Raw genomic sequence first — 1,572 nt, 5'->3', positions numbered from 1 at the left:
GACCGGCCTCGTCGGCTACTGCCCGATGTGCGCGATGGCCGGGATCGGACGAGGAGGCGTGTCGTGAGTGCGGCTGCGTTCCCGCCCGACCTGTTCGAGGCTGCACGCCTCGGCGATCCGGAGGCGATCGCGTCGCTGCTCGCGACGGCGCAGCCGGATATCCGCCGCTACGCGCGCGCGACCTGCCGCAGCTCGGCGGATGCCGAGGACGCGGCGCAGGAGGCGCTCTGGATCCTGTTCCGCCATGTCGGCACGATCYGCTCGCTGCTGGCGCTGTCCGCCTGGCTGTTCAGCGTGGTCCGCCGCGAATGCCTGCGGCTCGCGCGCAAGGCCGGCCTTATGCCGGCCATCGATGCGAGCGACGCGGAGGCCGCAATGCTGTCGCGGCCCGAGGCCGATCTGCGGCTCGACGTGGCCGCGGCCTTCGAGGCGCTGCCGCTGCACTATCGCGACGTCGCGCTGATGCGCGACGTCAAGGAAATGACCATCGACGAAATCGCCGTCGCACTCGGCGCGTCCAGACAGACCGTCAAGGCACGCCTGCATCGCGCCCGCGCATTGATGCGCGAATACCTGACGAGGTGAGACATGACCGATTATCAAACCCCCGATGACCTGAAATCTGTCCCGGCCTTCGTCGCGCTCGCGCCGGTCGAAGCCAACGCCTTCCTCGCCTTCAATCATGCCGTCGAGCGCAAGGACGGCTTGATCCCGCCGAAATATCGCGAGCTGATCTCGCTCGCGGTCGCGCTCACCACGCAATGCGCCTATTGCCTCGACGTGCATACGGCACAGGCGGCGAAGGCCGGCGCGACGCGCGAGGAGGTCGCGGAAGCTGCGTTGATCGCAGCCGCGGTCCGCGCCGGCGGCACGCTCGGCCATGCGCTGTTGGCCCAGCGCCTGTTCGAGCGGCATCGAGGTGAAACCACGGGATGAACGCGCATCGGAGGCCGGCCGTACGCGTGAATAGCTACCTCGGCCTCGACGGATTTCGCTACGGCTGGGTCGCGGCCTGGATCGACGAGCACGGCGATCACGGCTTCGACTATTCGCCGGGGCTGACGCGCTTGCTCGCGGTGCCGCATGCGCGCGCGATGATCGACATGCCGATTGGATTGAATCCCAGCGGTTATCGAACGTGCGACTTGCGCGCCCGCGAACTGGTTGGCCCCGCCGTGTTTCTCGGCGCGCGCCGGGACCTCTGGACATTTCCCGACATGGCGACAGCCAATCGTCACTACTGGACGCGCGAGGGCAAGGGCAGGGGGATATCGGCGCAGCTCTGGAACATCAGGGACAAGATCAGGGAGGTCGACGAGATCATGACGCCCGCGCGGCAAGCCACGATCGGCGAGGCGCATCCGGAGTTGATTTTCTGGAATCTCGCCGGCCACGTGCGGCCCGAGAGCAAGGCGTCAGCGCGAGGCCGCGAACAACGCATTGCGCTGCTGGAGCAACGCGGCTTCGCACGCTTGCGAAAGTGGCTGACGCAGCGTCACGGCACCGGTATCGGCCGCGACGATCTCATCGACGCCTGCGCCTGCGCGGTCGCGGCGCGCGACAGCACGGAGT

At 67.9% G+C, this 1,572-nt stretch carries 3 protein-coding genes and 1 pseudogene; all 4 read left to right on the top strand.

The annotated features are described in order from the left end of the window. Positions 1-67, top strand: a pseudogene (locus AC1D00_RS40485) (DUF2892 domain-containing protein); the annotation flags it as partial. Then, positions 64-585 carry an RNA polymerase sigma factor gene (locus tag AC1D00_RS40480; protein ID WP_477014556.1) on the top strand — a complete coding sequence of 174 codons (522 nt, stop codon included), beginning with the start codon at positions 64-66 and terminating at the stop codon, positions 583-585. The pseudogene AC1D00_RS40485 and the gene AC1D00_RS40480, both read left to right, overlap by 4 nt. A gap of 3 nt (positions 586-588) precedes the next feature. Next, the gene (locus tag AC1D00_RS40475) at positions 589-936 is read left to right on the top strand and encodes a carboxymuconolactone decarboxylase family protein (RefSeq protein ID WP_135173413.1); all 348 of its coding nucleotides are present in this window, start codon (positions 589-591) and stop codon (positions 934-936) included. A gap of 26 nt (positions 937-962) precedes the next feature. Continuing rightward, positions 963-1,572: DUF429 domain-containing protein (locus AC1D00_RS40470; RefSeq protein WP_477014555.1), on the top strand; the 610-nt coding region annotated here is incomplete at its 3' end.

Source organism: Bradyrhizobium sp. P2_E8 (assembly GCF_056403875.1).
Note: the sequence above shows the minus strand (reverse complement) of the source record. Positions and strands in the feature narration are given on the sequence as shown.

Bases quoted from the DNA above. Each gene is read 5' to 3' on its own strand.
- AC1D00_RS40475 (WP_135173413.1), top strand. From the start codon at position 589: ATGACCGATTATCAAACCCCCGATGACCTGAAATCTGTCCCGGCCTTC.